The organism is Streptomyces sp. P9-A4 (assembly GCF_036634195.1).
In the GTDB taxonomy this organism is placed as follows: Bacteria; Actinomycetota; Actinomycetes; order Streptomycetales; family Streptomycetaceae; genus Streptomyces.
The window spans coordinates 6,197,788-6,221,554 of the sequence record NZ_JAZIFY010000001.1 but is presented as its reverse complement, the minus strand read 5'-3'; the positions used below and the strand labels follow the sequence as shown (position 1 = coordinate 6,221,554).

24 protein-coding genes are annotated in these 23,767 nt (G+C 72.4%); 9 read left to right on the top strand and 15 right to left on the bottom strand.

Annotated features, from left to right (window positions below; translation table 11 throughout):
- Nucleotides 1-188 precede the first annotated feature (188 nt).
- The 5 genes from V4Y03_RS28010 to V4Y03_RS27990 are packed head-to-tail and all read left to right on the top strand — an operon-like array spanning nt 189 to nt 5,964.
- Nucleotides 189-1,934 (top strand): ABC transporter substrate-binding protein, encoded by a 1,746-nt coding sequence (locus V4Y03_RS28010; protein WP_332436712.1) that lies wholly within the window; start codon nt 189-191, stop codon nt 1,932-1,934.
- A 40-nt stretch (nt 1,935-1,974) separates the two neighbouring features.
- Complete coding sequence (locus V4Y03_RS28005; RefSeq protein WP_317877639.1) at nt 1,975-3,000, top strand: ABC transporter permease; 1,026 nt, start codon at nt 1,975-1,977, stop codon at nt 2,998-3,000.
- Nucleotides 2,997-3,983: an ABC transporter permease gene (locus V4Y03_RS28000; protein WP_317877638.1), complete on the top strand. Its 987-nt coding sequence runs from the start codon at nt 2,997-2,999 to the stop codon at nt 3,981-3,983. The genes V4Y03_RS28005 and V4Y03_RS28000 overlap by 4 nt, the downstream gene beginning before the upstream one ends.
- Nucleotides 3,983-4,987 carry an ABC transporter ATP-binding protein gene (locus V4Y03_RS27995; protein ID WP_332436711.1) on the top strand — a complete coding sequence of 335 codons (1,005 nt, stop codon included), beginning with the start codon at nt 3,983-3,985 and terminating at the stop codon, nt 4,985-4,987. Before V4Y03_RS28000 ends, V4Y03_RS27995 begins: the two co-directional genes overlap by 1 nt.
- A complete protein-coding gene (locus V4Y03_RS27990) occupies nt 4,984-5,964 on the top strand; it encodes an ABC transporter ATP-binding protein (RefSeq protein ID WP_317879036.1) in 981 nt (326 codons plus the stop codon). The genes V4Y03_RS27995 and V4Y03_RS27990 overlap by 4 nt, the downstream gene beginning before the upstream one ends.
- Before the next feature lie 56 nt (nt 5,965-6,020).
- On the opposite strand, the gene V4Y03_RS27985 is transcribed toward V4Y03_RS27990, so the two are convergent.
- The 3 genes from V4Y03_RS27985 to V4Y03_RS27975 form a co-directional block, all read right to left on the bottom strand.
- Complete coding sequence (locus V4Y03_RS27985; RefSeq protein WP_332436710.1) at nt 6,021-6,956, bottom strand: ornithine cyclodeaminase family protein; 936 nt, start codon at nt 6,954-6,956, stop codon at nt 6,021-6,023.
- Nucleotides 6,953-7,939, bottom strand: a complete 987-nt coding sequence (locus tag V4Y03_RS27980) for a proline racemase family protein (RefSeq protein WP_332436709.1) — start codon at nt 7,937-7,939, stop codon at nt 6,953-6,955. Before V4Y03_RS27980 ends, V4Y03_RS27985 begins: the two co-directional genes overlap by 4 nt.
- 203 nt (nt 7,940-8,142) lie before the next feature.
- Nucleotides 8,143-9,630 carry an MFS transporter gene (locus V4Y03_RS27975; RefSeq protein ID WP_332436708.1) on the bottom strand — a complete coding sequence of 496 codons (1,488 nt, stop codon included), beginning with the start codon at nt 9,628-9,630 and terminating at the stop codon, nt 8,143-8,145.
- A 136-nt stretch (nt 9,631-9,766) separates the two neighbouring features.
- On the opposite strand from V4Y03_RS27975, the gene V4Y03_RS27970 reads away from it, so the two are divergent.
- The gene (locus V4Y03_RS27970) at nt 9,767-10,207 is read left to right on the top strand and encodes a MarR family winged helix-turn-helix transcriptional regulator (protein WP_317877079.1); all 441 of its coding nucleotides are present in this window, start codon (nt 9,767-9,769) and stop codon (nt 10,205-10,207) included.
- Nucleotides 10,208-10,253: 46 nt separating this feature from the next.
- On the opposite strand, the gene V4Y03_RS27965 is transcribed toward V4Y03_RS27970, so the two are convergent.
- The 6 genes from V4Y03_RS27965 to V4Y03_RS27940 all read right to left on the bottom strand — a co-directional run bounded on the left by V4Y03_RS27965 (nt 10,254) and on the right by V4Y03_RS27940 (nt 15,812).
- A complete protein-coding gene (locus V4Y03_RS27965) occupies nt 10,254-10,832 on the bottom strand; it encodes a hypothetical protein (RefSeq protein ID WP_317877080.1) in 579 nt (192 codons plus the stop codon).
- Nucleotides 10,829-12,004, bottom strand: a complete 1,176-nt coding sequence (locus V4Y03_RS27960) for an ROK family glucokinase (protein WP_317877081.1) — start codon at nt 12,002-12,004, stop codon at nt 10,829-10,831. The genes V4Y03_RS27965 and V4Y03_RS27960 overlap by 4 nt, the downstream gene beginning before the upstream one ends.
- A 57-nt stretch (nt 12,005-12,061) precedes the next feature.
- Nucleotides 12,062-12,868, bottom strand: coding sequence for an ATP-binding cassette domain-containing protein (locus V4Y03_RS27955; protein ID WP_317877082.1), 807 nt, complete (start codon nt 12,866-12,868; stop codon nt 12,062-12,064).
- Nucleotides 12,865-13,926, bottom strand: a complete 1,062-nt coding sequence (locus V4Y03_RS27950; protein WP_317877083.1) for an ABC transporter permease — start codon at nt 13,924-13,926, stop codon at nt 12,865-12,867. The genes V4Y03_RS27955 and V4Y03_RS27950 overlap by 4 nt, the downstream gene beginning before the upstream one ends.
- Nucleotides 13,923-14,942 carry a sugar ABC transporter substrate-binding protein gene (locus V4Y03_RS27945; protein ID WP_317877084.1) on the bottom strand — a complete coding sequence of 340 codons (1,020 nt, stop codon included), beginning with the start codon at nt 14,940-14,942 and terminating at the stop codon, nt 13,923-13,925. The genes V4Y03_RS27950 and V4Y03_RS27945 overlap by 4 nt, the downstream gene beginning before the upstream one ends.
- Nucleotides 14,943-15,053: 111 nt before the next feature.
- Nucleotides 15,054-15,812: a GntR family transcriptional regulator gene (locus tag V4Y03_RS27940; protein ID WP_332436707.1), complete on the bottom strand. Its 759-nt coding sequence runs from the start codon at nt 15,810-15,812 to the stop codon at nt 15,054-15,056.
- Nucleotides 15,813-15,913: 101 nt separating this feature from the next.
- On the opposite strand from V4Y03_RS27940, the gene V4Y03_RS27935 reads away from it, so the two are divergent.
- Both V4Y03_RS27935 and V4Y03_RS27930 read left to right on the top strand, forming a co-directional pair.
- Complete coding sequence (locus tag V4Y03_RS27935; RefSeq protein ID WP_332436706.1) at nt 15,914-16,921, top strand: Gfo/Idh/MocA family protein; 1,008 nt, start codon at nt 15,914-15,916, stop codon at nt 16,919-16,921.
- 186 nt (nt 16,922-17,107) lie between these two features.
- Nucleotides 17,108-17,410: a hypothetical protein gene (locus V4Y03_RS27930; RefSeq protein WP_317874957.1), complete on the top strand. Its 303-nt coding sequence runs from the start codon at nt 17,108-17,110 to the stop codon at nt 17,408-17,410.
- A gap of 478 nt (nt 17,411-17,888) precedes the next feature.
- On the opposite strand, the gene V4Y03_RS27925 is transcribed toward V4Y03_RS27930, so the two are convergent.
- Genes V4Y03_RS27925 through V4Y03_RS27910 form a run of 4 tightly spaced genes read right to left on the bottom strand, consistent with a single transcriptional unit; the run spans nt 17,889 to nt 21,966 of the window.
- The gene (locus V4Y03_RS27925) at nt 17,889-18,893 is read right to left on the bottom strand and encodes a sigma-70 family RNA polymerase sigma factor (RefSeq protein WP_332436705.1); all 1,005 of its coding nucleotides are present in this window, start codon (nt 18,891-18,893) and stop codon (nt 17,889-17,891) included.
- On the bottom strand, nt 18,890-20,068 hold the full coding sequence (locus V4Y03_RS27920) for a cytochrome P450 family protein (protein ID WP_332436704.1): 1,179 nt from the start codon (nt 20,066-20,068) through the stop codon (nt 18,890-18,892). The genes V4Y03_RS27925 and V4Y03_RS27920 overlap by 4 nt, the downstream gene beginning before the upstream one ends.
- Before the next feature lie 9 nt (nt 20,069-20,077).
- Nucleotides 20,078-20,755, bottom strand: coding sequence for a response regulator transcription factor (locus tag V4Y03_RS27915; RefSeq protein WP_317874954.1), 678 nt, complete (start codon nt 20,753-20,755; stop codon nt 20,078-20,080).
- On the bottom strand, nt 20,752-21,966 hold the full coding sequence (locus V4Y03_RS27910) for a sensor histidine kinase (RefSeq protein WP_332436703.1): 1,215 nt from the start codon (nt 21,964-21,966) through the stop codon (nt 20,752-20,754). The genes V4Y03_RS27915 and V4Y03_RS27910 overlap by 4 nt, the downstream gene beginning before the upstream one ends.
- Nucleotides 21,967-22,111: 145 nt before the next feature.
- On the opposite strand from V4Y03_RS27910, the gene V4Y03_RS27905 reads away from it, so the two are divergent.
- Nucleotides 22,112-22,336 (top strand): hypothetical protein, encoded by a 225-nt coding sequence (locus V4Y03_RS27905; RefSeq protein WP_317874952.1) that lies wholly within the window; start codon nt 22,112-22,114, stop codon nt 22,334-22,336.
- A 21-nt stretch (nt 22,337-22,357) separates the two neighbouring features.
- Here the strand turns inward: V4Y03_RS27905 and V4Y03_RS27900 are convergent, their stop codons facing one another.
- Nucleotides 22,358-22,714 carry a hypothetical protein gene (locus V4Y03_RS27900; protein ID WP_332436702.1) on the bottom strand — a complete coding sequence of 119 codons (357 nt, stop codon included), beginning with the start codon at nt 22,712-22,714 and terminating at the stop codon, nt 22,358-22,360.
- An 11-nt stretch (nt 22,715-22,725) separates the two neighbouring features.
- A complete protein-coding gene (locus V4Y03_RS27895; protein WP_332436701.1) occupies nt 22,726-23,661 on the bottom strand; it encodes a DMT family transporter in 936 nt (311 codons plus the stop codon).
- Between the last annotated feature and the right edge of the window lie 106 nt (nt 23,662-23,767).

Genomic DNA, 23,767 nt, shown 5'->3' with positions numbered 1-23,767 from the left:
ATTGCACTGAGCCTGCCAAGACCCCGAACCGGGAGCATGACCGATGGGACGACATCGGCGCGACACCTCCCGGACACGGATGGGTAACAGCCCTCCCGATAGCTTGTCAGTGCAATTTCACATTACTATGTTACCGGTCACATTCCAGCTGCCTTCGGCTGTCCGACTGTTCCACGGAGTGACCACCCATGAACAAGCGCACGTACGTCCTGGCCACCGCCTTGGTGACGACCCTGACCCTGGCCGTGACCGGATGCTCCGGCGGAGAGAAGTCCGGCGGCGGCCGGACCGGCAAGAACCCCGCGACCACCACCGTGGGGACGGTCCTCGGCGGCACCCCGCAGAAGGGCGGCACGCTCAACGTCCTCTCCAACCAGGACTTCACCCACCTCGACCCGGCCCGCAACTGGGTGATGCCCGACATGGACTTCGGCACCCGGCTGCTCTACCGCACCCTCGTCACCTACAAGGCGGCACCCGGCGCCGGCGGCAGCGAACTGGTCCCCGACCTCGCCGAGAACCTCGGCACCTCGTCCAACGGCGCCAAGACCTGGACCTTCCGCCTCAAGCCGGGCCTGAAGTACGAGGACGGCACCCCGATCACCGCCCAGGACATCAAGTACAACGTGGAGCGGTCCTTCTCCCCCGACCTGCCCGGCGGCCCCGACTACGCGGCCCGCTACCTCGCCGGTGCCAAGGGGTACCAGGGGCCGGCCCAGGGCAAGCACCTCGACTCGGTGAAGACACCCGACGCCCGCACGATCGTCTTCGAACTCCACACGGCCTTCGCCGAGTTCCCCTTCGCCGCCACCCTGCCGACCTTCGCCCCCGTGCCGCCGAAGCAGGACAAGGGGCCCCAGTACGACAACCGCCCGTTCTCCTCGGGACCGTACAAGATCGACACGTACGCCCGTGACAAGCAGATCGTCCTGGTCCGCAACACCCACTGGGACCCGAAGAGCGACTCCGTCCGCAAGGCGTACCCGGACCGGATCGTCGTCACGATGGGCCTCAAGGGCAACCAGATCGACGACCGGCTCATCGCCTCCTCCGGCTCCGACGCCTCCGCCGTCCCCTGGGCCCAGCTCCGCCCCGAGTCCATCTCCAAGGTGCTCACCAAGGCCGACGTCAAGGCCCGGCTGCTCGCCGAGTCCAGCAGCTGTACCGAGATGGTCCAGATGCACACCGGCCGCGCCCCCTTCGACAATGTGAAGGTCCGCCAGGCCGTGCAGTGGGCCCTCGACCGGGAGGCGATCGTCACCGCCACCGGCGGCCCGGCCGTCACCGACGCCTCCAGCGCCGCCATGCCCGGCTCCCTCTTCACCGGCGGAAAGCAGCCCGACACCCTGAAGATCCCGCTCTCCGGCGACCCCGAGAAGGCCAAGCAGCTGCTCAAGGAGGCCGGAAAGGGCGGCGGCTTCTCCACCAGCCTCACCGTCTCCATCAACGACAAGGCGATCGGTGAGGCCGTCCAGCAGTCCCTGGGCCGGGCCGGCATCAAGGTGACCATCGAGACCGTCGACCCGTCCGCCTTCTACGACACCATCGGCGACACCAAGAACCGCACGGACCTCGTCTACACCGGCTGGTGCCCCGACTTCCCCTCCGGCACCACCTTCCTCCCCTTCGTCTTCGACGGCCGCTACATCAAGGAGAAGGGCAACTCCGGCAACCACTCCCTCTTCAAGGACGACGCCGTCATGAAGCGGATGGACGAGATCGCCGCCATGACCGACGGCGGCCAGGCCAACAAGGCGTGGCAGGAGCTCGACGGACAGATCCTCGCCAAGGCCCCGGTCGCCCCCGGAGCCATGAAGCGCCGCTCACTCCTCGTCGGCACCAACATCGCCGGCGCCTACGGCCACATCTCCTGGAGCGGGCAGATCGACTACGCGACCGTCGGCCTCAAGGACCCGTCGAAGAGCTCGAACTGAGAACCGGCCCGATGACCACCGACACGACGGGCACCACCCGATGACCATCGACACCACGGGCACCACCCAGCCCGACGAGCCCCGCACATCCACCGGACCCACCGAGCCGGGAAAACCGGGCAGGTCCGGCAGGTTCCGCAAGAGCGCCACCCCGCCCGCCGACCGCGCGGCCGGCGGGCCCTGGCAGCTCGTCCGCGCCGAACTGCGCCGCCGCCCCTCCGCCCGGATCTCCCTCGGCGTGGTCGCGTTCTTCGCGCTCCTCACCGTGGCCGCCCCGCTGCTCAGCACGCTGGGCGGCTGGGGCCCGGACGAGTTCGACAAGAGCGCCGTCGACCCGTACCTGGGCGGCCTGCCCATCGGTCCGCTCGGCGGCGTCTCGGCCGACCACTGGCTCGGCGTCGAGCCCATCACCGGCCGCGACCTGTTCGCCCGGGTCGTGCACGGCGCCCAGGTGTCGCTGCTCATCGCCTTCTCCGCGACGGCCATCGTCGTCGTCGCGGGGACGGCGGCCGGCATCGCCGCCGGCTACTTCGGCGGCCGCACCGACACCGTGCTGTCCCGGCTGATGGACCTCACCATGTCCTTCCCCTCCCTCATCTTCATGATCGCGATGATGTCGGTGGCCCGGGACGTCAACCGGATCGTCCTCATGACCGCCGTCATCGGCCTCTTCGGCTGGCCCGGCATCGCCCGCGTCGTCCGCGGCCAGACCCTGTCGCTCAAACACCGCGAGTACGTCGACGCCGCCCGCGTCGGCGGCTCCGGCCCCTGGCGCATCCTCGTCCGCGACATCCTCCCGGGCGTCGCGGGCCCCGTCATCGCCTACACCACGCTGATGGTCCCCGGCATGATCGCCACCGAGGCCGCCCTCAGCTACCTCGGCGTCGGCGTCCGTCCGCCGACGCCCTCCTGGGGCCAGATGATCGCCGAGAGCGTCGCCTACTACGACACGGACCCCATGTACTTCGCCGTCCCGAGTCTCTGCCTGTTCCTCACCGTGCTCGCGTTCACCCTCCTCGGCGACACGCTGCGCGACGTCCTCGACCCGAGGGGAGGCGGCGCGTGATCCTCTACCTCGGCCGCCGGCTGCTCGGCGTGCTCGGCGTACTGCTCGCCATCGCCGCCGTCACCTTCGCCATCTTCTACGTCCTCCCCTCCGACCCCGCTGCCGCCGCCTGCGGCAAGTCGTGCAGCGCCGACCGCCTGGAGGCCATCCGCGCCAACATGGGCCTGGACGCCCCGCTCTGGCGGCAGTTCGCCGACTTCGTCACCGGCATCTTCACCGGCCGCACCCTGGGCACCGGCCAGTACGCCCTGGAGTGCGACTTCCCCTGCCTCGGCTACTCGTACGAGAACAGCCAGGGCGTCTGGGACCTCCTCGTCGACCGGCTGCCGGTCTCCGCCTCGCTGGCCGTGGGCGCCGCCGTGATCTGGCTGGTGCTCGGTCTCGGCGCGGGCGTCACCGCCGCACTCCGCAAGGACACCGTCACCGACCGGGTCCTGATGGTCGGCGCGGTCGCCGCCGCCTCGCTGCCCGTCTACTTCACCTCGGTGATGCTGATCTACGGGCTGATCCGGGTCGCCGGCCTGCTGCCCTACCCGCAGTACGTGCCCTTCGGCTCCGACCCGCTCTCCTGGGCCTCCAACCTGCTGCTCCCCTGGCTGGCGCTGGCCCTGCTCTACGCCGCCATGTACGCGCGGCAGAGCCGGAGTTCGATGATCGAGAGCATGGCGGAGCCGTACATCCGCACCGCCCGCGCCAAGGGCCTCCCGCGCCGCACCGTGGTCGTCAAGCACGGACTGCGCGCCGGCATGACACCCATCCTGACCATCTTCGGGATGGACCTGGGCGGGCTGCTCGCGGGCGCGGTCATCACCGAGTCCATCTTCGGACTGCCCGGAGTCGGACGCCTCTTCTACGGCGCCCTGTCCACCGGCGACCAGCCCGTCGTCCTCGGCGTGACCCTGCTCGCCGCCACCTTCATCGTCGTCGCCAACCTGGCCGTCGACCTGCTGTACGCCGTCGTCGACCCGCGAGTGAGGTACTGATGGCCGACTCCGCCTCCCTCCTGTCGGTACGGGACCTCACGGTCACCTTCCCGACGAAGCGCGGCCCCGTCCGGGCCGTCGACTCCCTCGCCTTCGACGTGCTGCCCGGCCGGACCCTCGGCATCGTCGGCGAGTCCGGCTCCGGGAAGTCGGTGACCTCCCTCGCCGTCATGGGCCTGCACACGGGCGCCGAGGTCACCGGCTCCGTCACCCTCGGCGGCCGGGAGCTGATCGGCCTCTCCGACCGCGAGCTGAACGGGCTGCGCGGCCGGCGGATGGCCATGATCTTCCAGGACCCGCTGTCCAGCCTCCACCCCTACTACACCGTCGGCGAGCAGGTCGCGGAGCACCACCGGGTCCACTTCGGCTCCCGGCGGGCCGCCGCCCGCGAGCGCGCCGTGGAGGCGCTCGCCGAGGTCGGCATCCCCGAACCCCGGCGCCGGGCCGGCGAGTACCCCCACCAGTTCTCCGGCGGCATGCGCCAGCGCGTGATGATCGCGATGGCGCTCGTCTGCGAACCCGACCTCCTCATCGCGGACGAACCCACCACCGCGCTCGACGTCACCGTCCAGGCCCAGATCCTGGACCTGATCGCCCGGCTCCAGCAGGAGCGGGGCCTCTCCGTCGTCATGATCACCCACGATCTCGGGGTGGTCGCCCGGGTGGCCCACGACGTGCTCGTCATGTACGGCGGCCGGGCCGCCGAACACGCCCCGGTGGACGCCCTGTTCGCGTCCCCCGCCCACCCCTACACCCGGGGGCTGCTCGACTCGCTCCCCCGCCTCGACGACCCCGACGACGCCCCGCTGCGGGCGATCCCGGGCAGCCCGCCGTCGCTGCTCGCACCGGCACCGGGCTGCGCGTTCGCACCCCGCTGCTCCCGGGCCGCCGCCGGCTCCACCGAGGAGCGGGCCCGCTGCACGGGCGAACGCCCGGCCCTCGGCGGCCCGGACGGCCACCCGGCCGCCTGCCACTTCCCCGCGTACGAAGGCGTCGCCTCATGACCACGACCCCACCGCCCCTGCTCCGGGTCCGGGACCTCACGATGACGTTCCCGGGGCGCCGCAGGAGCTCGGCCCCGGTCCGGGCTGTCGACGGCATCGGCTTCGACGTGGCGGCGGGCGAGACCCTGGGCCTCGTCGGCGAGTCCGGCTGCGGCAAGTCGACCACGGGCCGCACGATCGTACGGCTCCTGGAACCGACCGCCGGCTCCGTCTCGTACGACGGGCGCGACATCAGCCATCTGTCGCAGCGGGAGCTCAAACCGCTCCGGCGCGACCTCCAGATGGTCTTCCAGGACCCGCACTCCTCCCTCAACCCCCGGCAGACGGTGGCCCGGATCATCTCCGACCCGCTGCTCGTGCAGGGGAGTTCGGCGGCTGCGGCGCGCGAGCGGGCCGTGGAGCTGATGGAGCTGGTCGGGCTCATCCCCGAGCACATCGACCGCTACCCGCACGAGTTCTCCGGCGGCCAGGCCCAGCGCATCGGCATCGCCCGCGCCCTGGCCACCGGTCCCCGTCTGGTGGTGGCCGACGAACCGGTCTCCGCCCTCGATGTCTCCGTCCAGGCGCAGATCGTCAATCTGATGGAGCGGCTCCAGCGCGAACTGGGCCTCGCCTACCTCTTCATCGCCCACGACCTGTCCGTGGTGAAGCGGGTCTGCGACCGGGTGGCCGTGATGTACCTCGGCCGGATCGTGGAGATCGGCGCCAAGGAACGGGTGTACGCGGCCCCCGCGCACCCCTACACCCGGGCGCTGCTGTCCGCCGTACCGCTGCCGGACCCGGCGGCCGAGCGGGCGCGCGAGCGGATCACGCTGCTCGGTGACCCGCCGAGCCCCGCCTCTCCCCCGCCGGGCTGCACCTTCCACCCGCGCTGCCCGAAGGCGCAGGCGATCTGCCGTACGGAGGCTCCGCTGCTGCGGATCGCCGCACCGGGCGAGGCGCGGGAGGTCGCCTGCCACTTCCCCGAAGCCGCCTGAGGAACGCCGAATGCCCCGGTCCCGCCTTCGGGCGGGGCCGGGGCATTCGGCTGTGATCAAGCCGAACCGGCGGCCCGGTAGAGGGCGGTGGCGACGGCGAGGTCCTCCCAGGCCATTCCCACGCTCTTGAAGAAGCGCGGGCGGTCCTCCGAGGGCAGGCTGCGCCCGGTCACCAGCTCGGCGAGGTCGCCCGCGATGTGGTCGGCCGCGATCGCCCCCTCGGAGAGGGGGACGAGCAGGTCGCCCGCCTCGCGCAGCGCGGCGGACCGCCCCTCGACGTAGACCTCGGAGCGCGCGACGAGCGTGCTGTCGGTCTCGCGGGCGTCCGGCTCGTGCGAGCCGACGGCGACGACGGTGGCGCCGGGCGGCACCAGGGCGCCGTCGAAGAGCGGTTCGCGGGCCGTGGTGCAGCAGACGACGAGGTCGGCCTTGGCGACCTCGTCGGGGGCGCCGGTGCGGGCGAGGGCGCCGAGGGTGCGGGCGTATCCGGCGAGGGCGCGTCCGCCGGCCTCGTTGCGCGCGACGACGACGGCCTCGGCGACCTCGCGGACGGCGAGGACGGCCTCCAGGTGGCCGTAGGCCTGGGGGCCCGAGCCGAAGACGACGAGGCGCAGCGGCCGGTCGGCCGGGGTCAGACGGCTGACGGCGAGGGCGGAGACGGCCGGGGTGCGCAGCTCGGTGAGGGCCGCCCCGTCGAGGAGGGCGAGCGGCCGGAGGTCGGTGCCGTCGAGCAGCAGGTAGGAGCCGGTGATGCGGGGCAGCCCGAGGGCGGCGTTGCCGGGGGCGACTCCGGCGATCTTGACGCCGGCGAAGGAGCCGAAGGCGGCGGGCATCAGGAGGAGTTCGCCGGCCGGGACGGGGACGGCGGTGCGGTGCGGCTGGGCGTCGGGTTCGAGTCCGGCGCGCAGGGCGTCGGCGAGGACGTCGGCGACGGCGGCGGGGCCCAGCAGGCGGGCCATGGTCGCGGCGTCGAGGAAGAGCGGCCTGGTCACAGGAGGAACCCCGCTCCCAGGTCGTCGTGGGGGTCGAGGTGGAAGGCGTGGCTGCCGGTGCGGTGGGTGGTGCCGGTGACCTCGGTGACCCCTCCGTCGAGGAGGCGGCCCGTGAAGACGGTGCCGACGACGGATTCGTGGCGCAGGGTCTCGCCGGGGGCGAGGCGACCGTCCTCGCCGAGCAGGACGAGGCGCGCGGAGGTGCCGGAGCCGCAGGGCGAGCGGTCGATCTGGCCGTCGGCGAAGACGGTGACGTTGCGCTGGGCGGGCCCTTCGGGGGTGTCGGGCAGTTCTTCGTGGAGGATGACGCCGTACACGTCGTACGTGGGGAGCGCGGCGCGGATCTCCCGTCCGGCGCGGACGAGTTCGGGCAGGTCGGGCACGGTGACGTGGAGGCCGAGCGCGCGGGCGGGGACGGAGACGTAGCAGGCGCCGGAGTCGGCGATGTCGACGTCGACGGTGCCGAAGGTGGTGGTGACCGGGACCTTGCGGGCGAGGGTGCGGGCCGGGATGTTGCGGAAGGTGACTCCGGTGGTGCGGCCTTCGGCGCGGTGCACGGTCGCGGTGACGCGGCCGGAGGGCACGTCGATGCGGACGGGGACGTCGCCGTCGTCGGGGACGGGGACGCGGCCGGTGTCGACGGCCCAGGCGCCGAGGGCCATGGTGCCGTGGCCGCAGGCGGTGGAGTAGCCGTCCTTGTGCCAGAAGAGGACGCCGAAGTGGGCGCCGTCGTCGTCGGGCGGCACGATGAAGCCGCCGTACATTCCGGCGTGCCCGCGCGGCTCCCGGGAGAGGAGGCGGCGCAGATCGTCGAGGGGGCCGGGGCGCGGGTCGGTGCCGGAGCCGCCGGGTCCGAGCGCGGTGGCGCGGCGTTCGGCGACGGTGTCGCCGGGGATGGGGGGCAGGTCCTCGTCCACGATCCGGAAGGGCTCGCCGGCGGCGTGGTAGTCGGTGGTGCGGACCGTGTGCGGGGTGGTGCTCACGAAGTACAGCCTCCGGGAAGGGGTGTCGGGATGACGCGCCTGTACCATAGTAATGTGAAATTGTACTGACAACCCCTGTGGGGATACCGGTTGCCTCACGTTCGCGGGTATGGCCGCCGGACCGGGTACGACAAAGTCCCGCCGGACCGTTCCGGCGGGACTTTCCCGCTGTCGGGGCCGCTCGACGACGGCGCGGGGGCTCCCTATCCGGCGGCCACCTTCTCGGTGTCGGCGGCCGGGGCGGCCTCCGTGGCCGTGCGGGGCTCGGGGCGGGCACGGAGGCCGAGCCAGGCCACCAGACCGACCAGGGCGAAGGCCGTCGCCCCGATCCAGAAGGTGAGGGTGAAGCCGGACTCCGCCGGCAGCGGCGGGATCCCCGCGGGGAGGTGCTCGACCGTCCGCGAGGCCAGGATCGTCGTGACCACCGCGCTGCCGATCGCGCTGCCCGTGGAGCGCGAGATGGAGTTGATGCCGTTGGCGATGCCGCTCTGGTGGTGCGGGACGCTCGCCATGATGACCGCCGGCATCGCCGCGTAACCGAAGCTGACGGAGGCGCCGACGACCACACCGGCCCCGATCACCGAAGCCGTCTGCCCGTGGCCCAGGGCGAGCCAGACGAAGCCCACCGCGCCGAGGGCGGCGGCCACGGCCAGGGCCGTGCGCGGGCCCCGGTGGCGGACCAGTTGGCCGCCGACGGGCGAGGCAAGCAGCGAGACGATCGCGCCGGGCAGCAGGAACTCGACGGAGGCGCGCAGGACGGACGCCCCGAAGCCGTACCCGGTGAGCGCCTCGGGCATCTGGACCAGGTAGGAGACGCCCAGGAAGTTCGCGAACATGCCGAAGCCGACGAGGACACCGGCCAGGTTGGCCATGAGGACGGGCCGGTGGACGAACATCCTCATGTCGACGAGGGGTTCGCGGACCTTCAGCTCGGTGAGGACCCAGACGGCCGCCATGACGGCCGACCCGGCGAAGCTGCCGAGGGTGCGGGCCGAGGTCCAGCCCCACTCGTGGCCCTGCGAGACGGGCAGCAGGAGCAGCAGGAGGGTGAGGCCGAGGGTCAGCGCGCCGAGGAGGTCGGTGCGACCGCCGGTCTTGTGGCGGGTGGCGGGGACGAGGAGGACGACGGCCAGCAGGGCGAGCGCGGCGAAGCCGGTCGCCATCCAGAAGGCGTTGCGGTAGTCGGCACCGGAGCCCGAGGTGAGCAGGCCGGTCGCGACGAGCGCGAGTCCGCTGCCGAAGGCGAGGGTGCCGCTGACCAGCGACATGGCGCCGGGCAGCTTCTGCGGGCGGACCTCCTCGCGGAGTACGGAGAGGGCGAGCGGGAAGATCGCGGTGGCGGCGCCCTGGAGGACGCGGCCGAGGACGAGCAGGGGCAGCGAGGTCGCGAGGGCGGCGACGACGGAGCCGGCGACCATGACGCCGAGGACGGCGACGAGGGTGGGCTTCTTTCCGTGCTGGTCGCCGAAGCGGCCGAGCAGCGGGGTGAAGACGGCGGCGGAGAGCAGGGTCGCGGTGGTCACCCAGCTCACGTTCGCGGCCGAGGTGCCCAGGTCGGCGCGGATGAGGCCGAGGATCGGGACCGGCAGGGTCTGCATCATCGAGACGACCATGGCGGCGAGGCTCAGGGCGAAGACGATGAGCGTCTCGCGCCGGGGATCGGCGGAGGGCGGCGCGGGGGTGTGGCTCATGACAGGAGAGGCCTTTTCAGTGCTTTAGTCCGTCGATGTTTGATCTCATCAAGTACTTCGACGAAGGTAGGCCCGGATACTTGAGGTGGTCAAGTAAACAATTGATAATGTCAAGTGTTCTGAGTAGGCTCGTCCCATGAGCGCGACCACCCCCGCCACCCCCACGAAGCTGCAGCTCATGGAGCTGCTCGCCGCCATCGGCACGGCCCAGTGGCGCGACTTCGCGTCCGCCGCCGCGCACCACGGACTGACCTCCACCCAGGCGAAGGTCCTCGCCCAGCTGAACGGCCCGCTGCCGATGCGCGCGCTCGCCACCCTGCTGGTCTGCGACGCGTCCAACGTCACCGGGATCATCGACCGCCTGGAGGCCCGCGACCTGGTCCGCCGTGAGCCCGACCCCGCCGACCGCCGTGTGAAGAACGTCGTCGCGACCGACGAGGGCCGCGAGGTCATCCGCCGTGTCCGCGAGGAGATGCAGGCCACCAGCGGCGCGCTCGACACCCTCGACGCGGACGAGAGCGCGACCCTCTACACCCTGCTCGCCCGGCTGCGCCCGGGCATGGAGAAGAACGCCTGAAGGACGGGCGGGCCGGACGACGTCCGGCCGCTCTCAGGACCGGATCTCAGGGACTCGTCGCCGAGACCGCGTACACCCGGGGGAACGCCGGGTCCGTGAGGTCGACCGTGATGTCGGTGTGCGGCCGCGGCTTCTCACGGGTCACCGTGGTGCCCGACCACTGCATGCCCTCCACGAAGCGCCAGCCGGCGATCTCGACGTCCCGCTCGCCGACGGTCACCCGCCCGGGGGTGAGGGCCGCCCGGCTCGTGCCGGACTCGGCGAGGAAGACGTCGAGACCCGTCGCGGTCGTCGAGAACTGCACGTACAGCCTGCTCGTCTTCCAGTTGCTGGTCTCGTAGTAGGCGACGCCCCACGCCCCGGCCGGGACCGGCACCTCGAACACCCGGCGCTTCATCAGCGAGGGCCAGTTCTCCTGGAGGCCGGCCGCCGAGGACTCGCGCTCCTTGTCCCGGCCGCTGTCGCGGCTCTGCCCGGCGGAGATGACGAGATAGCCGGCCGGGATGCCGACGAGCAGCACGATGATGACGGCCGTCAGCCAGCGGCGGCGGATCATGTGCCGGTGGTCCTCGGGGAGCCTCTCCTGCGGGGTGCGGGGCGGGGTGGACTGGTGGGGCACGGTCATGAAGGCGGGTCCTCGGGGGTACGGGGGGCCCGAGCCGAGGTCCCGTTGCGCAGGGCCTGGGCGTAGCGCTCGTACCGTTCGTACCGCTCCACCCGGCGCCGGTTGGCGCGGCGGAAGCGGCGGGCGACGAGCCGGGCGAGGTCGGCGGCGCCGACCATGCCCGCCTCGGGGCCGAGCTGGGCGCGGGTGATACGGGCCTCGGGACGGTAGCCCCGGCCGGTGAGATGGCGGCGGAAGGCGTCCCGGGCGGGGCCGATGAGCAGGTCGTCGGCGGCCGAGACACCGCCGCCGATGACGAAGCAGGAGGGGTCGAGCGCGGCGGCGAGGTTGGCGATGCCGACGCCGAGCCACTGACCGATGTCCTGGAGCAGCTCGACGCACATGGCGTCGCCCTCGCGGGCCAGCTCGGTGATGAGCGGTCCGGTGATGTCCGGGATGTTCCCCTTGACCCGCTCGATGATCCCGTACGCCACCGGGGAGTCGGCGGCGGCCAGCTCGCGGGCCTCGCGGACCAGCGCGTTGCCCGAGCTGTACTGCTCCCAGCAGCCCCGGTTGCCGCACGGGCAGCGGTGCCCGCCGGGCACGACCTGCATATGGCCGAACTCGCCGGCGACCCCGTACCGGCCGCGCTTGACCTGGCCGCCCTCCAGGATGGCGCCGCCGATGCCGGTGCCGAGGGTGATCATGACGAGGTGGTCCTCGCCGCGCCCGGCGCCGAAGCGCCACTCGGCCCAGGCGGCGGTGTTGGCGTCGTTGTCGACCATGACGGGCACGGCGAGACGGCCCTGCAGGGCGTCGCGCAGCGGCTCGTTCCGCCAGGCGAGGTGCGGGGCGAAGAGCACGGTGGCGCGCTCGGCGTCGACCCAGCCGGCCGCGCCGATGCCGACGGCGTGCACATCGTGCCGGTCGGAGAGGTCGAGGACCAGTTCGACGATGGTGTCCTCGACGACCTTGGGGCTCTTGGACTTGTCCGGGGTCTCCGTGCGGAGCTTCTCCAGGATGTTGCCGTCGGCGTCGACGACACCGGCCATCACCTTCGTACCGCCGATGTCGATGCCGACGGTCGGCACCCGGGGCGCCGTCAGGTGGGAGCGCCGCTCCCGGGTCCCGACGGTCCGCAGCACGGTGCCCCGGGCCGATCCCCGGTGCGCGAGGTCACGGTAGGTACTCATCGGCTCCGATTCTGCCAGGTGCGGTGTGAAGCGGCCGTCTGGTCGAGGCGGGTCGCGCTACGGCGTGGAGGGGCGCTCCAGCTCGTGGCGGAGGTCCTCCAGCTCGGTGCCGCCGGCCATCTGCCGGGTCAACTCGTCGAGCGTCACGGAGTCCTTGGTGTGGCTGCCGGCCATCACGCCCCGCTTGAGGAGCACGAAACGATCGCCGACGAGATAGGCGTGGTGCGGGTTGTGGGTGATGAGGACCACGCCGAGGCCCTGGTCACGGGCGGCGGCCACGTACTTCAGGACGACCCCGGACTGCTTGACGCCGAGCGCGGCGGTCGGCTCGTCGAGGACGAGGACCTTGGCGCCGAAGTGGACGGCGCGGGCGATGGCCACGCACTGCCGCTCGCCGCCGGAGAGGGTGCCGATCGGCTGGTCGACATCGCGCAGGTCGATGCCCATGCGCAGCAGCGCCTCGCGGGTCGTGGACCGCATCAGGGCGACGTCGAGCCGCTTGAAGGGGCCGGAGCCCCTGGTGGGCTCGGAGCCGAGGAAGAAGTTCCGCCAGACCGGCATCAGCGGGACCACGGCCAGGTCCTGGTAGACGGTGGCGATGCCCCGGTCGAGGGCGTCGCGCGGGTTGGCGAGGGTGACCTCCTCCCCCTCGATGCGGAAGGTGCCCGCGTCGTGCCGGTGCAGACCGGCGACGATCTTGATGAGGGTGGACTTCCCCGCGCCGTTGTCGCCGAGGACACAGGAGATCTCGCCGGAGCGGACCTCCAGGGAGACCCCTTCGAGGGCCCGGATGTTGCCGTAGTACTTGCTGACGTCGTCGAGCTCGACCAGCGGGGCGGCCTGCGCCGTGGCTTCGGTCGTCACTTGGTGGCCTCCACGCGCTTGCGGATCCAGGCGTTCAGCAGGGTCGCCAGGAGGAGCATCGCTCCCAGGAAGAACTTGAACCAGTCCGGGTTCCACTCGGCGTACACGATGCCCTTGCTGGTCATGCCGAAGATGAGCGCGCCGACCGCCGAGCCGATGGCGGAGCCGTATCCGCCGGTGATCAGACAGCCACCGATGACGGCCGCGATGATGTAGATCAGCTCGTTGCCGACGCCTTCGCCCGACTGGACGACGTCGAAGGAGAACAGCAGGTGCTGCCCCGAGATCCAGGCACAGAAGGCCACGCCCATGTAGAGGCCGATCTTCGTCCGGTAGACCGGGACGCCGACCGCGCGGGCCGCGTCGGCGCCGCCGCCGACCGCGAAGATCCAGTTGCCGAAGCGGGTGCGCAGCAGGATCCAGGTGGCGAGCGCCACGAGCCCGAACCACCACAGGATGGTCACCTTGAACTCGACGCCGCCGATGGTCAGCTGCGAGGCGAAGAGCTTGCGGGCGGAGTCGAAGCCCTCCATGTCGGCGATGGTCTTGGTGGAGACGGTGCCGCTGATGAGCTTGGTGAGGCCCAGGTTCAGACCGGTGAGCATGAGGAAGGTGCCGAGCGTGATGATGAAGCTGGGCAGTTTCGTACGGGTCAGCATGAAGCCGTTGAAGACGCCGATCGCCAGCGTGACGAGCAGCGAGACCCCGACGCCGACCCAGACGTTCGCCGTCATCTGGTAGCTGAACATCGAGGAGATCAGCGCGGAGCTGGTCACCAGGACACCGGCCGAGAGGTCGAACTCGCCGCCGATCATGAGCATCGCGACCGGGACGGCCATGATGCCGATGGTCGAGGCCGCGTAGAGCACGGTCCCGAGGCTGGAGGCGCGCAGGAAGCTGTCGGCGACCACCGAGAAGAAGACGAAGACGGCGACCGCGCCGACGACCGAGCCCAGTTCGGGGCGGGCGAGCAGCTTCTTGAGCGGGGTGGTGCGCAGCAGCCGCTCGTCGACGTGGTCGACGCCGGGCGGTTCCGGCGCCGGGGCGGTGGAGCTCATCGGGTGCCCCGCTCCGCGTACCCGACGAGCGCGGCGGCGTCGTCCTTGGTGATGATCTGGGGGCCGGTCAGGACCGGCTTGCCGCCGCCGAGGACATCGGCGTTGTAGCGGTAGAGCCAGAGCAGGTCGACGGCCTCGTAGCCCTGGAGGTAGGGCTGCTGGTCGACGGCGAAGCCGAGGGTGCCGGCCTGGAGGGAGCTCGCGACCTTGGCGTTGAGGTCGAAGGTGTCGATCTCGGCCTTGCTGCCCGCGCTCCTGGCCGCCTGGACGGCGGTGTCGGCGAAGGGCGCGCCGAGGGTGACCACGGCGTCGATGGCCTTGTCGGACTGGAGCTTGGCCTCGATGGACGCCTTCACGTCGGGCATGTTGGTGCCGTCGACGTACAGGTTGACCAGCTCGCCGCCGAAGGTCTTCTTCGCGCCGGCACAGCGCTGTTCGTGGCCGACGTTGCCCTGCTCGTGCAGGACGCAGAGCGCCTTCTTCTTGCCGCGCTTGTCGAGTTCCTCGCCGACGGCCTCACCGGCGACGGTCTCGTCCTGGCCGATGTGGGTGAGCGCCCCGTACGCCTTGGACTGCTCGGCGCCCGAGTTCACGGTGATCACCGGGATGCCGGCCTTGACGGCCTTCTCCACGGCGGCCTTCATGGCGTCGGGCTTGGCGAGGGTGACGATCAGTCCGTCGACGCCCTTGGCGACGTACGAGTCGATCAGCTGCGCCTGCTGCTGGGCCTCGTCGCTGTGGGCGTAGAGGAAGTTGATGTTGTCCTTGACGGCAGCCTGCTTGGCGCCCTTCTGGACGATGTCCCAGAAGGTGTCGCCGTCGCCGGAGTGCGTCACCATGGCGACGGTCCAGCGGGGGGTGTCGACGGCCGCCCTGCCCTGGGCCTCGGCTGCCCTGCGGGCGTCCTCCGCCCGCTTTCCGCCGGTGCTGCTGCACCCGGCGAGCGCCCCGGTGAGCGCGAGCGCGAGCACGGCACCGATGACGGCGCGTACCCCTCCTGTCCGAAGCCTGGTCACGAGGCCGTGCCCTCCTTTGTGTCCTTCTGCGTGCATTGCAGTATCGGTCATGCGGGTCGGGGCGCTCGCCCGGGGGCCTGTCTCCGGCCGTCCGGTCGGCCGCCCCGGGTCCTACGGACGGACCATCAGCCGGAACTCGAAGGAGTAACGGGCGGCCCGGTAGAGGTGGGAACCGTACTCGACGGCGCGGCCGGTGTCGTCGTAGGTGACGCGTTCCATGGTGAGCAGCGGGGCTCCTTCCCGTTCGTCGAGCAGCGCCGCCTCGGCGGCGGTCGCGGCGCGCGCGCCCACGATCTGCCGGGCGCTGTGCAGGGTGAGCGCGGCGGATCGGAGCATCCGGTAGAGGCCGGTGGTCTCCAGACGGGCGGTGTCCGGATCGAGCAGGCCGGGCGGGAGGTGGTTCCGGAGGTACGCGACGGGCTCCCCGTGCGCCGTCCGGAGCCGCTCCAGATAGTGGACCTCGCTCCCCTCGGGTACGCCGAGGGCCTCGGCGACCGGTCCGGTGGCGGGTTCGACGCGGTTGACCAGGACCCGGGTGGTGGGGTTCCCTCCGGCGGCGTCCAGGTCGTCGTAGAGGCTGCTGAGCTCCGGCGGGCGCCGCACCCCGCTCTGTACGACCTGGGTGCCGATGCCCCGGCGGCGGACCAGGAGGCCCTTGTCGACGAGGGTCTGGATGGCCTGGCGGACGGTGGGCCGGGAGAGGCCGAGGCGGGTGGCGAGGTCGATCTCGTTGCCGAGGAGGGTGCCCGGGGTCAGCGTGCCGTCCTCCACGGCGCTCTCCAGCTGCTGGGCCAGCTGGTGGTAGAGCGGGACCGGGCTGCTGCGGTCCACGGAGAGCGGGGGCAGGGAGGAGCCGGACTGCTTGGACACGGGGGGAGCGTAGCCGGGTGCGCTGATGACGGGAAGTCGTGACGTCCGGTTGTCCTGACAAATCCTTGACAGCGGGGACGGGACGGCTCCACGGTGGGGCCATGCGCATCGGACTCATCGGTACGGGACGGATCGGGAGCTTCCACGCGGGGGTGCTGGCCCGGCACCCGGAGGTCGAGTCGCTGGTCGTGGCGGACGCGGACGCCGGCCGGGCGGCCGGGGTCGCGGGCGCGCTGGGCGCGGAGGCGGCGCCGGATGTGACGGCCCTGTTCGGGCACGCCCTCGACGCCGTGGTGATCGCCTCGGCGACGGCCGCGCACGCGGAGCTGATCGCCCGCGCGGCGGGCGCGGGCCTGCCGGCCTTCTGCGAGAAGCCGATCGCCCTGGACGTGCCGGGGACGCGGGCGGCGCTCGCGGCGGTGGCCGAGGCGGGTACGGAACTCCAGCTCGGGTTCATGCGGCGCTTCGACGCGGGGTACCGGGCGGCGCGGGAGGCGGTGCGCTCGGGGCGGCTCGGCCGGCTGCACACCGTACGGGCTGCCACCTCCGACGCGGAGCCGCCGCCGGCCGCGTACCTGCCGCTCTCCGGCGGTCTCTTCCGGGACTGTCTGGTGCACGACTTCGACATCGTCCGCTGGGTGACCGGCCGGGAGGTCGTGGAGGTGTACGCGACGGGCTCGGACGCGGGCCCGGCGATGTTCCGGGCGGCCGGCGACGTGTCCACGGCGGCGGCGCTCCTCACCCTGGACGACGGCACGCTGGTCACGGCGACGGCGACCCGCTGCAACGGCGCCGGGTACGACGTCCGCATGGAGCTGGCGGGCGACCGGGACCAGGTCGTGGTGGGCCTGGACGACCGGACCCCGCTCACCTCGCTGGAGCCGCAGGGGCCGACCGCGCCGGGGAAGCCCTGGCCGGGGTTCCTGGAGCGGTTCGGTCCCGCGTACGAGGCGGAGCTCGACGCCTTCGTCCGGCTGGTGCGCGGGGAGGCGGCCAACCCGTGCGACGGCCGGGAGGCCCTGGCGGCCCTCCGCGTCGCGGAGGCCTGCGAGACCTCGCGCAGGGAGCGGCGCCCGGTACGGGTGGACGACGCTCCAGGGTCCGGCTAGGGAGTGTCTTCCTGGGCGAACTCCCGCAGTCCGCGACAGCGCGAACACCGTCGCTGTCAGGCGATTCTCGTGGCCGGATACCGATCGCTCGTTAGGAGGAAGACGGCATGGAGGGCGGCCGGCCTGGACAGTTCGCTCTGGGCCGCCGGTCGGCGGCCTGGGAAGACTGAGCAATGGGAGTGAACAATGGCGATGATCCAGACCGGCAAGGTCGACCTCCGCTCGGACAGTGCGATCGAGACCGCGGGCGGAAACACCTCGACCTTTACCCAAGTCACCTTCCCGACCCCGTTTCCGGCGGGGGCGGACGTCATCGTGCTGCCGCTGACGCAGACCTTCAACGGCCCCGAGACTCCGGGCATCCGAATCCACGGTGTGACCGAGAGGGGCTTCCTGATCCGCCTCAACGAGGTCAACGTGAACCCCAACACCAAGAGCGACGGCAAGCACACCACCGAGGCCGTCGGCTGGCTGGCCACCACCGTCTGACGCCCAGGCCACGTGCCGCCGCTGCCCGGCCGGCGTCCGAGCACCCCCACCCCGCTCCGGTCGAGGACTGCTGCGCGGCACCGCTCCGGATGTCCGGCCGGGCCGCCGGATTGACCGCGCGCGGTCAACCTCCAGGGGGTGGCAGGCCCTCCTAGGCGCCCTGGCCGGCACCGGCCGCCGTCGGGCAGCAGGCGTCGGCTTCACCGCCCGGCCCGCAGGTCCGAACGCCGGGGGTCAGCTCCCCGGGGCAAGGACCGGGCTGTTGTGGTGGGCGGCGATCAGCCACCGGCCGTCCCGCCTCTCCACGACTCCCGGACATCGGACTCTCCCTCGCGAACGGTCCGCCGGGGCGTTCCGGCGGGCCCGCCCGTACATACCGGCGGCGACGGCGAAACTCATCGCGCCCGCCGCCGATCGTCGAATCCGGTCCGCTCCGGTCCTCGGATCCGGCCCCCGCTAGTCCTCGGATCCGGCCCGGCTAGTCGTCGATTCCGGGCGCCAGACCGAAGGTCGCGAAGACCTCGGCCTCCTGGAACACCGAGTTCCGGCTGATCCCCTCGGTGGTGACCGTGAAGACCTGGAGGGTGTGCAGCTCGTACCCGCCCTCGACGCGCCGGTACGCGGCGAACCCGGGCTGGCCGTTGGCCGTGACCGGCTGGAGCCGCCAGTCCGTTCCCAGGCGCCCGAAGACCCACTCCATGAACAGTCCGTAATTGCCGCGTCCGACGAACCAGTTGAGCACCGGCGGCATCTCCATGAGCACGTCCTCGGTGAGCAGCCGCCTGAGCCCCTCGACGTCGGCGCGCTCGAACGCCTTCATGTAGCGGTCGACCCAGGCGCGCTGCTCGGCGGCGGACGGCTCGCCGAGACCTTCCTGCCGGGCCCCGGCCTCCTTCATCCGGGTACGCGCCCGCTGGAGGGAGCTGTTCACGGACACGGTGGTGGTGCCGAGGACCGCCGCCGCCTCGGACGCGGAGAAGCGGAGCACATCACGCAGGATCAGCGCACCCCGCTGCCGGGCCGACAGATGCTGCAGGGCGGCGGCGAACGCCAGCCGCAGGGTGCTGCGGTCGATCACCGCTCCCGCCGGGTCGCCCGCGTCGAGCAGGGCGTCCGGGAGGGGCTGGAGCCATGCGGCGCTCTCGCTCCGGACGAGTGGCCCGAGCGGGTCCGACGCGGCCACGAACCCCGAGGGCAGCGGTCGGCGGCCACGGGCCTCCAGGGCGGTCATGCAGGCGTTCGTCGCGATCCGGTAGAGCCAGGTGCGCGGCGAGTTCCGGGCGGCGTCGTACCGCTCGCGCGCCCGCCAGGCCCGCAGGTACGTCTCCTGGACCAGGTCCTCGGCGTCGTGGGCCGAGCCGAGCATCCGGTAGCAGTACGCGAGCAGCTCCGTGCGGAACGGCTCGATCATCCGGCCGAAGACCTCGTCCCCGGCCGCACCCACGGCCTCGCCCGCGCCCTTCCCCTCTCCGGTCGTGATCACCAGCGGACCGGCAGGTGGCGGACGCCCCGTATGAGGAGGCCAGGGAGCCATTCCCAGGGCTCGGCCTCGGGGTCGAGCGCGAGGCCGGGGAAGCGGTCGAGGAGCGCACGGAGGGCGATACGGCCCTCCAGGCGGGCCAGTGGGGCGCCGAGGCAGTAGTGGATGCCGTGGCCGAAGGCGAGATGGCCGCGGGTTTCCCGGCGGATGTCGAAGCGGTCGGGGTCGGGGAAGCGGGCGGGGTCGCGGTCGAGGGCGCCGATGCCGACGAGCACGCCCTGGCCCGCCGGGATCTCCGTACCGCCGATGGTGACGGCCTCCCGGGTGAAGCGGAAGGTGCTGGTCTCCACGGGGCCGTCGTACCGCAGGGACTCCTCGATCGTCCCGTCCAGGAGTCCGGGATCGGCGCGCAGGGCCGCGAGCTGTTCGGGATGGGTGAGCAGGTTGCGGACGGTGTTGGAGATCAGGTTGACGGTCGTCTCGTGGCCGGCGATGAGCAGCAGATAGGCCATGGCCCGGAGTTCGGTGAGGGAGAGCCGGTCGCCGTCCTCGGCCCGGGCGGTGATCAGACCGGAGAGCAGGTCGTCCGCGGGCCCCGACGCCCGCTTGTCCTCGATGAGTTCGTCGAGATAGGCACCGAAGCCCTCCATGGCCTCCTGGTGGCCCCGGTCGCCGGTCGGGGTGACCAGCTCGTTGGACCAGCGGCGGAAGGTGTCGTGGTCCTCGGCGGGGACGCCGAGGAGTTCGCAGATGACGGTGATGGGCAGCGGGTAGGCGAAGGCGTCGACGAGGTCGGCGCGGCCGGCCGGTTCCATCGCGTCGGCGAGTTCCTGGGTGAGCCGCTCGATGCGGGGGCGCAGGCTCTCCACCCGGCGGCCGGTGAACTCTCCGGCGACCAGGCGGCGCAGCCGGGTGTGGTCGGGGGCGTCCGCGCCGAGCAGGTGGACGCCGATGATGTCCTCCTCCGGCGGCCGTACGCCGATCACGGAAGGGGACTTGGCGAACCGGGCGTCGGCGAGTGCCGCCCGGCCCTCCTCGTGGCCGACGACCAGCCAGACCTGGAAGCCGTCGGGCAGTCGTACCTCGTGGACGGGACCGGACTCCCGGAGCTTGGCGTAGTAGGGGTACGGGTTCGCGGTGAAGTCCGCGCCGTACTCACCCAGTTCGATGACGGACATCGGCCCAGCCTACGGGTTGTCCCCCCGGTTCTCGTCGAGGAGTCCCGCGTCGTGGACGAGCAGGGCGATCTGGACGCGGTTGTTGAGGCCGAGCTTGGCGAGCACCCGGGAGACATGGGTCTTCACGGTCGGGACGCTCATGTACAGCTCGGCGGCGATCTCGGCGTTGGCCAGGCCGCGGCCGACGGCGACGGCCACTTCCCTTTCCCGGTCCGCGAGTTCGGCGAGCCGGCCGCCGGCCGCCGCGCGCGGGCTGCGCTCCGGCTGCCCGGCGACATGGGTCATGAGCTGGCGGGTGACGGCCGGGGAGAGTACGGGGTCCCCGGCGGCGACCCGGCGGACGGCGGCGACGATCTCGGCGGGCGGGGTGTCCTTGAGGACGAACCCGGCGGCCCCGGCGCGCAGTGCGCGCAGCACCTGCTCGTCCGCGTGGAAGGTGGTGAGGACGACGACCTCGGGGGCGCCGGGCCGGGCGCGGAGGCGTTCGGTGGCGGTGAGGCCGTCGACGTCCGGCATGCGGATGTCCATGAGGACGACGTCGGGGGCGTGGCGGGCGACGAGTTCGGGGACTTCGCGGCCGTCGGCGCCCTCGCCGACGATCTCCAGTTCCTCGGCTCCGCCGAGCATCAGGGTGAGGCCCGCGCGGACCAGGGGGTCGTCGTCGACGATGAGCAGCCGGATGGTCATGCGGGCCACGGTAGCCAGGCGCGCAGGGCGAATCCCCCGTCGGGGTCCGGGCCGTGCTCCAATCGGCCGCCGGCGAGGGCGGCGCGCTCGGTGAGTCCGATGAGTCCCTGGCCGGAGCCGGGGACGTGGGGGACGGGTCCGCCGGGTGCCGGGTTGCGGACCTCGACGGTGAGGCCCCCGCCGGGACGGCCGCGCACGGTGACGGTGACGGTGGTGCCGGGGGCGTGCTTGCGGGCGTTGGTCAGGGCTTCCTGGGCGATGCGGTAGACGGTGCGGCCGGTGGCGGCGGGCACGGCGGCCGGGTCGTCGACGGTGGTGTCGAGGACGACCTCCGCGCCGGCCTCGCGGGATTCGGCGATCAGGGCGTCGAGGGTGGCGAGGGTGGGCTGCGGCCGGTCGCCCGCCTCGCCGTTCTCGCCGGGGGCGCGCAGGACGCCGATGATCTCGCGGAGGTCCTGGAGGGCTTCGTGGGCGCTGTCGCGGATGACCCCGGCGGCGCGGGCGACCTGCTCGGGCGGGGCGTCGGGCCGGAACTCCAGGGCTCCGGCATGGACGCTGAGCAGGGTGAGCCGGTGGGCGAGGACGTCGTGCATCTCGCGGGCGATGGCCTCGCGGGCGAGCCGCTGGGCCTGCGCGGCGCGCAGTTCGGCCTCGGCCTCGGCGCGGCGGGCCCGTTCCCTGAGGGCCTCGACGAGCTGGCGGCGGGAGCGGACGAGCATGCCCCAGGCGGTGACGAGGAGGATGAGGATGAAGCCGATGGCGACGGAGAGTCCGGCGTTGGTGGTGGGGTCGGGGCGGACGAAGACCTGGACGGTGGAGGTGGCGACGGCGAGCGCCCCGATCCAGGCGACCTCGCGGAACGGGCGGCGTACGGCGACGCTGAACAGGCTCGCGAGGAGGGCTCCGGCGGCGACGGGGGCCACGGCGTTCGCCAGGGCGAGGGCGACGGCGAGTCCGACGGGCCGGCGCCGGCGCAGCCAGAGGGCGCAGCAGGCGGCGGCGCCGGCGAGCTGGTCGAGGAGGGTGACGGTGTCGCTGGTGTACTGCGCGCTGGCGTCGGCGGCGAGCAGGCCGACGAACGCGGCGAGCAGGAAGAGCGAGATGTCCACGACCCAGTCGCGGGCGGTACGGCGGGGCCGGGCCGCCCCGTTCCCACCCGGTTCGACCAGGTGGGAGGGGAACAGCCAGCGCTGCCGGTCCGTACGAGTCATGGGGGCAAATCTACGCAGCCGGGCCGCCGCCGCGGGGCATCGGCGGCGGGGGCGCTACCTAAGTCGTACCGGTCGATACTTCGGTAGCGGCGCCGTGGACGGGAGGCGGACGCGCTCCCTCCCCCGCCCCGCCCATGATCACCTCATGAAGAAGTTTCTGGAAGTCGCCGGATTCCTGCTCGCGCTCTTCGGTGTCGCCGGGGTGGTGCGCGAGCTGACGGACGGCTCGTTCCGGCTCCTCGGGATGACGCGGTACCTCACCGAGAACGTGGGGTTCCTGGAGGGCCGGGAGCTGTTCGCCAACATCGTGATCGCGGTCCTCGGCGTGGTCCTGATGATCGTGTCGGACCGGGTGCCGAAGTCGTCCTGAGGGCGGGCGCAGGGGGTGCGGTCAGGCGCTCGCGGAGTCGAGCCGGGTCACCTCGGCCAGGTGCTCGGCCATGCGGTGCGAGACCGAGCCGCTGGTGTAGAGGACGGCGCCGACCACGGCGAGGGGGACGGATCCGCCGAGGATCGTGAGGAGTCCGGGCCAGTCCCGGCTCTCGACGCACTCCTTGTCGTGGACGTACTCGCTGGTGAGCAGGGCGGGGCAGGGGCTGCCGCCGCCGTCGCCGTCCTGGTACGAGGTCAACAGCAGGACGCCGAGCCAGACCCAGAGCAGGGCCGCGAGGGCGAGCAGTCCGAGGCCCCAGCCCTGGGTGCGCCGGGCGCGGGCGCGGAAGTCGTTGTCGTAGGCAAGTGAACGCATGGTCGAAGAACCTACCCGGCGTCCTTGTCGACGGCCCGGCGGCCCCAACTGGTGCCCGCCAGCACGAGGATCGCGCCCGCGAGGCCGAGGGGTCCGGGGCGGTCACCGGCGAGGGCGATGCCCGCGGCGGCGGCCCAGAGCGGCTCGGTGCCGAGGAGGAGGCTGACCCGGGACGGGGAGGTGCGGCGGACCGCCCACATCTGCACGAAGAAGGCGAAGAGCGTGCAGAAGACGGAGAGGAAGAGCAGGCCTGCCCATTCGCCCGGACCGAAGTCGAGGGCGACCGCCCAGGGCGAGGCGCCCGTACCGGGGACGCAGGCGATGACGGCGAAGACCGCGACGGCTGCGCCGAGTTGGACGGTGGTCAGGGAGAGCGAGTCGGCCGAACGGACCGACTTGATCCGTGCCATGGCGAGGACGTGCACGGTACGGGCGACGGCGGCGAGCAGCATGAGCAGGTCGCCGGGGGACGGGGCGGTGAAGCCGGCGCCCTGGGTGAGGAGGACGACGCCGGTGACGGAGAGCGCGGCGGCGGCCAGGAAGGCGCGGGGCGGTCTGCGCCTGGTGGCGGCGGCCTCGGCGAGCGGCGTGAGGATCATGGTGAGGCTGATGATCAGGCCCGCGTTGGTGGCGGAGGTGTGGACGACCCCGTAGGTCTCCAGGAGGAAGATCCCGCCGAGGATCAGCCCGAGGGTCGCGGCCCCGCGCCACTGGGCCGCGCTCAGCGCCCGGAGCCTGTGCCATCCGGCGGCGACGAGGACGGGCACCACCACCGCGAACCGCAGCACGAGGACGGCGATGACGGTGTGGGCGGTGGTGATGCCCTTGGCCGCGAGGTAGCTGGTCCCCCAGACGACCGCGACGAGGAGGACGGGCAGGTCGGTGAGCCAGGCGCGGCGCGGCGCGCCGAGCGCCGCGGGCGCGACAAAGGAGGACGAAGCGGCCATGGCGGTCCGGGTCTCCAACTCTCGGGGTGGGGTGGAGACTTCGACGGCTCGCACACGGAGCGATCACCGTACCCGGACGGGCCCGTGGCGGCTACACCTTTCCTCG

Bases quoted from the DNA above. Each gene is read 5' to 3' on its own strand.
- V4Y03_RS28010 (WP_332436712.1), top strand. From the start codon at position 189: ATGAACAAGCGCACGTACGTCCTGGCCACCGCCTTGGTGACGACCCTG.
- V4Y03_RS28005 (WP_317877639.1), top strand. From the start codon at position 1,975: ATGACCATCGACACCACGGGCACCACCCAGCCCGACGAGCCCCGCACA.
- V4Y03_RS27995 (WP_332436711.1), top strand. From the start codon at position 3,983: ATGGCCGACTCCGCCTCCCTCCTGTCGGTACGGGACCTCACGGTCACC.
- V4Y03_RS27990 (WP_317879036.1), top strand. From the start codon at position 4,984: ATGACCACGACCCCACCGCCCCTGCTCCGGGTCCGGGACCTCACGATG.
- V4Y03_RS27975 (WP_332436708.1), bottom strand. From the start codon at position 9,630: ATGAGCCACACCCCCGCGCCGCCCTCCGCCGATCCCCGGCGCGAGACG.
- V4Y03_RS27970 (WP_317877079.1), top strand. From the start codon at position 9,767: ATGAGCGCGACCACCCCCGCCACCCCCACGAAGCTGCAGCTCATGGAG.
- V4Y03_RS27965 (WP_317877080.1), bottom strand. From the start codon at position 10,832: ATGACCGTGCCCCACCAGTCCACCCCGCCCCGCACCCCGCAGGAGAGG.
- V4Y03_RS27960 (WP_317877081.1), bottom strand. From the start codon at position 12,004: ATGAGTACCTACCGTGACCTCGCGCACCGGGGATCGGCCCGGGGCACC.
- V4Y03_RS27950 (WP_317877083.1), bottom strand. From the start codon at position 13,926: ATGAGCTCCACCGCCCCGGCGCCGGAACCGCCCGGCGTCGACCACGTC.
- V4Y03_RS27935 (WP_332436706.1), top strand. From the start codon at position 15,914: ATGCGCATCGGACTCATCGGTACGGGACGGATCGGGAGCTTCCACGCG.
- V4Y03_RS27930 (WP_317874957.1), top strand. From the start codon at position 17,108: ATGGCGATGATCCAGACCGGCAAGGTCGACCTCCGCTCGGACAGTGCG.
- V4Y03_RS27920 (WP_332436704.1), bottom strand. From the start codon at position 20,068: ATGTCCGTCATCGAACTGGGTGAGTACGGCGCGGACTTCACCGCGAAC.
- V4Y03_RS27915 (WP_317874954.1), bottom strand. From the start codon at position 20,755: ATGACCATCCGGCTGCTCATCGTCGACGACGACCCCCTGGTCCGCGCG.
- V4Y03_RS27910 (WP_332436703.1), bottom strand. From the start codon at position 21,966: ATGACTCGTACGGACCGGCAGCGCTGGCTGTTCCCCTCCCACCTGGTC.
- V4Y03_RS27905 (WP_317874952.1), top strand. From the start codon at position 22,112: ATGAAGAAGTTTCTGGAAGTCGCCGGATTCCTGCTCGCGCTCTTCGGT.
- V4Y03_RS27900 (WP_332436702.1), bottom strand. From the start codon at position 22,714: ATGCGTTCACTTGCCTACGACAACGACTTCCGCGCCCGCGCCCGGCGC.
- V4Y03_RS27895 (WP_332436701.1), bottom strand. From the start codon at position 23,661: ATGGCCGCTTCGTCCTCCTTTGTCGCGCCCGCGGCGCTCGGCGCGCCG.